This is a genomic window from Maricaulis sp., assembly GCF_015665295.1.
Taxonomy (GTDB): domain Bacteria; phylum Pseudomonadota; class Alphaproteobacteria; order Caulobacterales; family Maricaulaceae; genus Maricaulis.
This window is the reverse complement of the sequence record NZ_JADFAJ010000021.1, coordinates 1-7,862: the sequence shown is the minus strand read 5'-3', so window position 1 is coordinate 7,862 and position 7,862 is coordinate 1. Positions and strand designations below refer to the sequence as shown.

The window sequence follows — 7,862 nt, the reverse complement described above, 5'->3', positions numbered from 1 at the left end:
GGGCGAGGCTGACATCATAGCCGTCCTCGATGACGCGCTGGTTGAAGGCGTTGTGTTCACGGGTATGGAAGGCTTCCTGACGCGCGAAGTCCTTGATCTGGGAGGCCAGTTCCGGTGGAACATCCTTCTGGAAGCGACGCACGCTCTCGATGAAGAAAGTCTCTCCGGCCGGGAATGTGACGGAGAGGGCGTTGTGCCAGGCTGTTGCGAAGGCGTCGCCGCCCATCCACCAGCGCGCTCGTCCGGGCGTATCCTCAAACCGGCGATTGCGCGGGGTGATAACGAGATCAGCCGGGGTTGCAGTGCGGGCCATGGTGGAACTCCGATCGCTCCGCCACCGGGATTCCGGTGCGGTAAACGCTGTTCACATTCTGCGTGAGTTCCCGGTCATGTCAATCAGACCGCAATGCTGCGTTTGCGAAATGATTTGCCAACCCCGGCGAAACATGGGACACGACCCCCACGACCTGCCGCGTGTAGGCAGCCATGTGGCTGCAACGGCAGGCGTTGGCGAGACAGCCCGTCGGTGTTCCGGCGCGTATTGATCATTGCCACCGCGGTGCCAGGTCCGGCGCCAGTCAATTGGCAGCTGATCTACGCAAGCTTCCGCAACGCAAAACCCCAAGGATCCGGCCCTGCGATGTATCGCGACCGGAATCCCAAGAAAGATATTGATTTTTGACCCAGTTTACTGATCTCGGCCTGGCCGAGCCCATTCTCCGTGCCCTGTCCGATGAAGGCTATGAAACGCCGACCCCGATCCAGTGCGAAGTGATTCCCGCAATGATCGAGGGCCGTGACGTCCTTGGTATCGCCCAGACCGGTACCGGCAAGACCGCTGCCTTCACCCTGCCGATCCTGAACCGGCTCCACACAGAGAATCTGCGGACGCAGCCGAAGACGTGCAGCGCCCTGATCCTGTCGCCGACCCGCGAACTGTCTGCCCAGATCCTCGAAAACGTGCGGGCCTATGGCCGCCACATGCGTGTCACTTCGACGCTCGTCGTCGGCGGTGTGAAGCCGGGACCGCAAATCCGTGCCCTATCCAAGGGTGTGGACGTGCTGGTCGCCACGCCGGGCCGTCTGCTTGATCTGATGGAATCCGGTGCCGTGCGTCTGAACCAGACCTCGACGCTGATCCTCGACGAAGCCGACCAGATGCTCGATCTCGGCTTTTTCCCGGCGATCCGCAAGATCGTCGGCTTCCTGCCGAAAAAGCGCCAGACGGCCTTCCTGTCGGCAACCATGCCCAAGCCGATCCGGGCACTGGCGCAAGAGATGCTGGATGATCCCAAGCAGGTCTCCGTGGCTCCCGAATCGCGCCCGATCGAGCGCATTGAACAGTCCGTCGTCCTGCTGCCGAAAGAGTCCAAGAAGGACCTCCTGCTCGAGCTGATGTCAGACCGCGCCGTCGAGCGTGCCATTGTCTTCTCGCGAACCAAGCATGGTGCCGACAAGATCAACCGTCACCTGGTGGATTACGGCCTCAAGTCGGCTGCCATTCACGGCAACAAGTCCCAGGCCCAGCGCATCAAGGCGCTGGACGGATTCAAGACGGGTGCCGTGAAAATCCTGGTCGCGACCGATATCGCGGCGCGCGGCATCGATGTCGACAATGTCTCCCACGTCGTCAATCACGACCTGCCCAATATCCCGGAAGCCTATGTCCACCGCATCGGCCGGACGGCGCGGGCGGGCAAATCGGGCGTAGCAGTTTCGATGTGCGAACCGGGCGAGTACGAATATCTGCGTGATATCGAGCGCCTGACCGGCCTCGACATCGAGCGCGTCTATCTGGGTGACGAGGACAAATTCCTCGCCGAAGCCAAGAAGGCGACACCGGCCGCTTCACAGAAGAAGCAACAACAGCGCCCGGCCCGCAAGAAGCCTTTCACGGCCGACTCGCGCCCGCAAGGCCAGCGCCAGGGCGGCGGCAATCGTGGCGGATCAGGCCCGTCCGGTGGCGGTCAGTCCGGCGGCGGTGCCAAACGGCCGCGTCGCCGCAACCGTTCAGGCGCCCGCACGCCGGCCTGATCCAAAGCCTGATCTCGGGCGTCAGCCACCCGCCCCCGCTTCGGCCGGGGCGGTGGCGGCGGCCGGGACCTCATAGGCGAAGCTGGCATCGCCCGGCCCGAGCGGCAGGTCGAAGGCAAACCAGACAAAGATCATGGCAAGCGACGAGACCAGGATGGCCATGGAATAGGGCAGCATGACCGCAATCAGGCTGCCGAGACCGAATTCCGGCACATAGCGCTGACAGAAGATCAGGATCAGCGGCAGATAGGGCATCAGCGGCGTGATGATATTCGTCGCCTGGTCGCCCATCCGGTAAGCGAGTGTCGAGCCTTCCGGTGAAATCCCCAGCAGCATCAGCATGGGCACGAAGACGGGTGCCAGCAGCGCCCATTTCGCCGAAGCCGAGCCCATGAAGAGGTTCAGGACGGCGACCAGCAGGACCATGCCAACGATCAGCAATGGCGCCGGCAGGTTCAGCGATTGCAGGCCTTCCGCACCGGAGATCGCGATCACCGTATCGATTTCCGAGGCACCGAACAGAAAGATGAAGTGTGCCATGGCGAAGGCGAGGATGATGTAGCCGCCCATGTCCGCCATCGACTTCGTGCCGAGCGCAACGACGTCTTTGTCCGATTTCACATTGCCGACCGCGATCCCGTACAGCGTGCCCGAGACCAGAAAGGCGATCATCAGGATGGCCACGATTGAGCGGAAGAAGGGACCCAGGCCGCCATTCGCATCGCGCAGGATGCCGTCCGCCGGGATGGTCAGGAAAAGCACGATTGCAGTCAGCACGAGCAGGGACAGACCGGCCCAGGCGAGGCCCTTGCGCTCATTGGCGCTGAGCGTCCCGTCACCTTCCGGTGCGGCAAAGTCCGCCGGTCGTTCCCAGGTGCCCAGGCGCGGTTCGACAATGTGATCATTGACCAGCGTCCCGACAATCACCAGCAGCGGGGTCAGCGCGGCTGTAAAATAGTAATTGTCAAGATTGCTGAGGGTCCAGCCCGGCTCGATGGTCTGGGCGGCCGTCTGGGTGATGCCGAAAAGGAGCGGTTCCAGCGAGGTCACCACCAGATTGGCGGAGAAGCCGGCCGACACGCCCGCGAAGACCGCCGCGATCCCGGCAATCGGGTGGCGTCCGGCTGCGGCGAACACAACAGCACCCAGCGGCACCATGACGATATAGCCGGAATCAACAGCCAGATTGCCCATGACGCCTGCGAAGACGAGAACCGGGGTGAGCAGGGCGCTCGGAGCGCTGGAGACCATGACCCGCATGCCAGCTGAAAGGAGGCCGGTCTTTTCGGCGATGCCGGCGCCAATCATCACCACAAGCACCATTCCCAGCGGCGCAAACCCCGTCAACACGGCCGGCATGCCGACCAGCAGGGTCTGCAGCTGGCTGCCGGTCAGGAGATTGACCACCGAGATCGAGTCGCCCGTCACCGGATTCTCGACACCCGTGCCAAGCGCCGACAGGCCGAGCGAGGCCAGCATGACCACACCGATCAGGACCAGGAAGATCGTGACCGGGTCGGGCAGTTTGTTGCCCGCCTTCTCGACGGAATTGAGAATGACTGATCCGATGCTCATGATATCTCCCCCTGTTCAGAACCGGGCGGAGTTTGGACGCATTCGACGTTGCGCGGCAATCCTCAAGACACGGCGAACTGAAACTTACGCGTGATCATCCGGTTGCTTGATCGCCGCTCTCGTCCGGCGAGGCCGGCATGGATACCGCATCCATGGCATCTTGCCCGGCCGCCAGAGCGGCCAGCGCCGGTGAGAAAAACTGCCGCGACACCAGCAGGCCGGCCACGATCAGGGTGCCGCCGATCTGCGCCATCGGGCCGGCAATCCAGGCCAGATAGCCGATCGACAGGAAAAGCGCGCGCAGGCCGCGATTGAACTGGCGCCCGGCGACCACATTCATCGCGCCGGCGCGGTAGGCGCCGCGCAGGGCTTCGGCGGTGGCGTCATTGTCGCGCGGCACGTCCGGCGTCGCGCCCAGCAGCATGGCCGAGTAATTGACCAGCCGGTAGGCCCAGCCGAACTTGAAGAAGGCGTAGGCGTAGATCACCAAGAGGCCCAGCGACATGACTTCCCACTGGATCCGCGAAGTTGTGTCAAGGAAGGGGACATCGCCGACGGCCGACATGACCGGGTCGAGCGCGGTGATCAGGGTGAAGGCGGCACCGATGCCCAGAAGCGCGGTCGAGGCGAAGAAGGCGATACCATTCTGCAGGCCGGCAATGATCTGGCTGTCCATGATGCGGACCGAGCGCGCAGCCATGTTCATCATCCACTGCTTGCGATGCTCATCCATGCGGCGAGACAGCGTGCGGCTGGCCCAGGGACTGTGATCGACCAGCCAGGAGAACCCGGCTGCGATCACCACAAAACCAATAACCCCGTAATAGTCTTGCAGCATGGCCCGTCCCTTCGCCCCTGATCCCGGCATGCAGCCATGAGTTAGCGCCCGCTTCAAGCTCAAAGGGGAAGCAACTCGGCCGGCGCCGACGGGGGACGGGGGCAAATCCAGTCCCGCTGGTGCCGGCTGCCTGTCCGGGCGAGAAGCACGCGATGACGACCCGTATTTCCGATTCTGCCCGGCATTTGTGGTTCCTTCGCGCAACCTGGCCGCCGCTATTGCTCGCCGTGGGCTGTTTGTCGCTGTCATCGCTGAACGCGCACTTGTGGTGGGGTCTGCTTTGCCTTGCCGGCGCCGGACTGCTCTGTTTCGACAGCCTGGCCCGGCATCGCGAGTTTCGCGTCCTGCGGCATTCTGTCCGGATTGCCGAGGGTCTGACCGGCGAAGCCCTGGCGCGCTTTCGCGCTGCCCGCACGACCTGGTGTTCGCGCCGGGCTGCCATCGCGGCGGCTCATGCTGAAGGGTTCGGTGCCGACGCCCGGGCCCTGGTCGAGGGCTGGGGTTACAAGCCCTGGCACGTCTTTCCGGATCGGGCCTTCACCCGGTCATCGCCCTTCTTCAAGCCGGCTTTCTGGCTGTCGGTGCTGGGGGTGAGGCGCTGAAATGCGATTCGGGCCGGTCTGCCGGAATTGAGTAGTTGAAAGCCATTCGCAACTGGGTTTGATTATCCCCCGATGCTGACGCAGGCAACTGAAGTCAGGCGGTCTTTAGCCCTTGCTCCGAGCGTCTGCGCGCTCTAGCTTCCGCGCCAATCGGGCAGGGGGTCCGTTTGGCGTTCGCGATTCGCTTGCATGCGTGTCCAGCCAGTCATTCCGAGGCCTCCCGCACCCTACCGGACGCTCTTCAAGGCGAGGCTTGGCGATGGACGCATTGCTTCTGGAATACCTGCCCATCCTGATCTTCTTCATGATCGCCGCGGCGATCGGGATCGGATTCATGGTCGCAGCCTTTGTGATCGCGCCGTCGCGGCCCGATCCGGAAAAGGTGTCGACCTATGAATGCGGGTTCAACGCCTTTGACGACGCCCGGATGAAGTTCGATGTGCGCTTCTATCTCGTCGCCATCCTGTTCATCATCTTCGATCTCGAGGTCGCCTTCCTCTTCCCGTGGGCGGTGACCCTTCGTGAGCATCTCGGCCCGTTCGAATTCTGGTCGATGATGGTCTTCCTCGCTGTTTTGACCATCGGCTTCGTTTACGAGCTGAAAAAAGGCGCGCTGGATTGGGAGTAGTCCACAATGGCATCTGATCTCACACCTCATGCCGGCACGGCCGGACGCGCGACCGTTCCCGGCTATGACCCCAAGAAGCACGACCCGTTCTTTGACGGCGTCAGCGATGCGCTGGCCGACAAGGGATTCGTGGTTGCGGCCGCCGACGACCTTGTCACCTGGGCGCGCACCGGCTCGCTGATGTGGATGACCTTTGGTCTGGCCTGTTGCGCCGTTGAAATGATGCAGGCCTCGATGCCGCGTTATGACGTCGAGCGCTTCGGCTTTGCCCCGCGCGCCTCCCCGCGCCAGTCCGACGTGATGATCGTCGCCGGCACCCTGACCAACAAGATGGCTCCGGCCCTGCGCAAGGTCTACGACCAGATGCCCGAGCCGCGCTACGTCATCTCGATGGGCTCGTGCGCCAATGGCGGCGGCTATTATCACTACTCATACTCGGTCGTGCGTGGCTGCGACCGGATCGTCCCGGTGGATATCTATGTTCCGGGCTGCCCGCCGACTGCGGAAGCCCTGGTCTATGGCATTTTGCAGCTGCAAAAGAAGATCCGCCGCGAAGGCTCGATCGAGCGCTAGGAGAGAGCGGGAAATGAGCGAAGCCCTCAAGGTTCTCGGCGAGCATATTGCCAACGCCCAGGATGCCGCCGTCACCGGCTGGTCGATCACCAATGGCGAGCTGGCCGTGGAGATACACCGCGACCGGATCGAGACCGTGTTGACCTTCCTGCGCGATGATCCGGCTTGCCGTTTCACCACGCTGATCGATATTTGCGGCGTCGACTATCCGCAGCGCGCCGAGCGCTTCGAGGTCGTCTATCACCTGCTCTCCATGCACCAGAATCACCGTATCCGCGTGAAACTGTCGACGGATGAGGAGACGCCGGTCCCGACCGTGATCCCGGTCTATCCGGTCGCTGAGTGGTTCGAACGCGAAGCCTTCGACATGTACGGCATTGTCTTCGCCGACCATCCGGACCTGCGTCGCCTGCTGACCGATTACGGCTTCGAGGGTCATCCGCTGCGCAAGGACTTCCCGCTCACCGGCTATGTCGAGGTGCGCTGGGATGAAGAGCAGAAACGGGTCGTCTACGAGCCGGTCGAGCTGGTCCAGGAATATCGCGACTTTGATTTCATGAGCCCGTGGGAAGGTGCCAAATACATCATCCCGGGTGATGAGAAGGCCCAAGATGGCCAGAAGGGTGGCTGAGCATGGCTGACGACATGATCGAAACCGGCAAGTCCGAACGCAATTTCACGATCAATTTCGGGCCGCAGCACCCGGCGGCCCACGGCGTTCTGCGTCTCGTGCTGGAGCTCGATGGCGAGGTCGTCGAGCGCGTCGATCCGCATATCGGTCTTCTGCACCGCGGCACCGAGAAGCTGCTGGAGCACAAGACCTATCTCCAGGGCATCGGCTATTTCGACCGTCTCGACTATGTCGCGCCGATGAACCAGGAACATGCCTTCTGCCTGGCCGCGGAAAAGCTGGCCGGCATCACCGTGCCAAGGCGCGGCGAATATGTCCGCGTGCTCTATTGCGAGATCGGCCGGGTGCTCAACCACCTGCTCAATGTGACGACGCAGGCCATGGATGTCGGTGCGCTGACGCCGCCGCTCTGGGGTTTTGAAGAGCGCGAAAAACTCATGGTCTTCTATGAGCGCGCTTCCGGCTCGCGCATGCACGCCCATTATTTCCGGCCCGGCGGGGTTCACCAGGACCTGCCGATGAAGCTGGTCGAGGACATTCGCGCCTGGTGTGATCAGTTCCCGGCCAAGCTGGACGATATCGACAGCCTTCTGACCGAAAACCGCATCTTCAAGCAGCGCAATGTCGATATCGGTGTTGTCACCAAGGAAGACGTGCTGGCCTGGGGTTTCTCCGGCGTCATGGTGCGCGGCTCCGGCCTCGCCTGGGATCTGCGCCGTTCGCAGCCCTATTCGGTCTATGACGAGCTGAAATTCGACATCCCCGTCGGCAAGAATGGCGATTGCTATGATCGCTACCTCTGCCGCATGGAAGAGATGCGCGAGAGCGTGAAGATCATGATCCAGTGCTGTGACTGGCTCATGAAGCCCGAGAATGCCGGCGAGGTGCTGGCCACCGACTCGAAGTTCTCGCCGCCGCGCCGGGCCGAGATGAAGCGCTCGATGGAAGCGCTGATCCATCACTTCAAGCTCTACACCAAGG

The 7,862-nt window shown here is 62.6% G+C and carries 8 protein-coding genes and 1 pseudogene; 6 read left to right on the top strand and 3 right to left on the bottom strand.

Translation table 11 applies throughout. From position 1 onward, the window contains the following. A partial coding sequence (locus tag QZZ02_RS10435) for a metal-dependent hydrolase (RefSeq protein ID WP_291844211.1) occupies positions 1-313 on the bottom strand: 313 nt, incomplete at its 3' end. 365 nt (positions 314-678) lie between these two features. Here QZZ02_RS10435 and QZZ02_RS10430 point away from each other — a divergent pair. Continuing rightward, positions 679-2,034 (top strand): DEAD/DEAH box helicase, encoded by a 1,356-nt coding sequence (locus QZZ02_RS10430; protein ID WP_291844209.1) that lies wholly within the window; start codon positions 679-681, stop codon positions 2,032-2,034. 21 nt (positions 2,035-2,055) lie between these two features. Here QZZ02_RS10430 and QZZ02_RS10425 read toward each other — a convergent pair whose 3' ends face one another. Next, positions 2,056-3,609, bottom strand: coding sequence for an AbgT family transporter (locus tag QZZ02_RS10425; RefSeq protein WP_291844207.1), 1,554 nt, complete (start codon positions 3,607-3,609; stop codon positions 2,056-2,058). 94 nt (positions 3,610-3,703) lie between these two features. Next, positions 3,704-4,447: a DUF599 domain-containing protein gene (locus QZZ02_RS10420; protein ID WP_291844204.1), complete on the bottom strand. Its 744-nt coding sequence runs from the start codon at positions 4,445-4,447 to the stop codon at positions 3,704-3,706. 152 nt (positions 4,448-4,599) lie between these two features. On the opposite strand from QZZ02_RS10420, the gene QZZ02_RS10415 reads away from it, so the two are divergent. From QZZ02_RS10415 to QZZ02_RS10395, 5 genes and pseudogenes are all read left to right on the top strand, one after another. Beyond that, on the top strand, positions 4,600-5,049 hold the full coding sequence (locus tag QZZ02_RS10415) for a hypothetical protein (protein ID WP_291844202.1): 450 nt from the start codon (positions 4,600-4,602) through the stop codon (positions 5,047-5,049). 259 nt (positions 5,050-5,308) lie between these two features. Next, the gene (locus QZZ02_RS10410; protein ID WP_291844201.1) at positions 5,309-5,677 is read left to right on the top strand and encodes an NADH-quinone oxidoreductase subunit A; all 369 of its coding nucleotides are present in this window, start codon (positions 5,309-5,311) and stop codon (positions 5,675-5,677) included. Beyond that, positions 5,596-6,250, top strand: a pseudogene (locus QZZ02_RS10405) (NADH-quinone oxidoreductase subunit B family protein). Before QZZ02_RS10410 ends, QZZ02_RS10405 begins: the two are co-directional and overlap by 82 nt. Positions 6,251-6,263: 13 nt before the next feature. Continuing rightward, positions 6,264-6,881: an NADH-quinone oxidoreductase subunit C gene (locus tag QZZ02_RS10400; RefSeq protein ID WP_291844198.1), complete on the top strand. Its 618-nt coding sequence runs from the start codon at positions 6,264-6,266 to the stop codon at positions 6,879-6,881. Between the two features lie 2 nt (positions 6,882-6,883). Further along, on the top strand, positions 6,884-7,862 hold a 979-nt coding region (locus QZZ02_RS10395; RefSeq protein ID WP_291844196.1), incomplete at its 3' end, for an NADH-quinone oxidoreductase subunit D.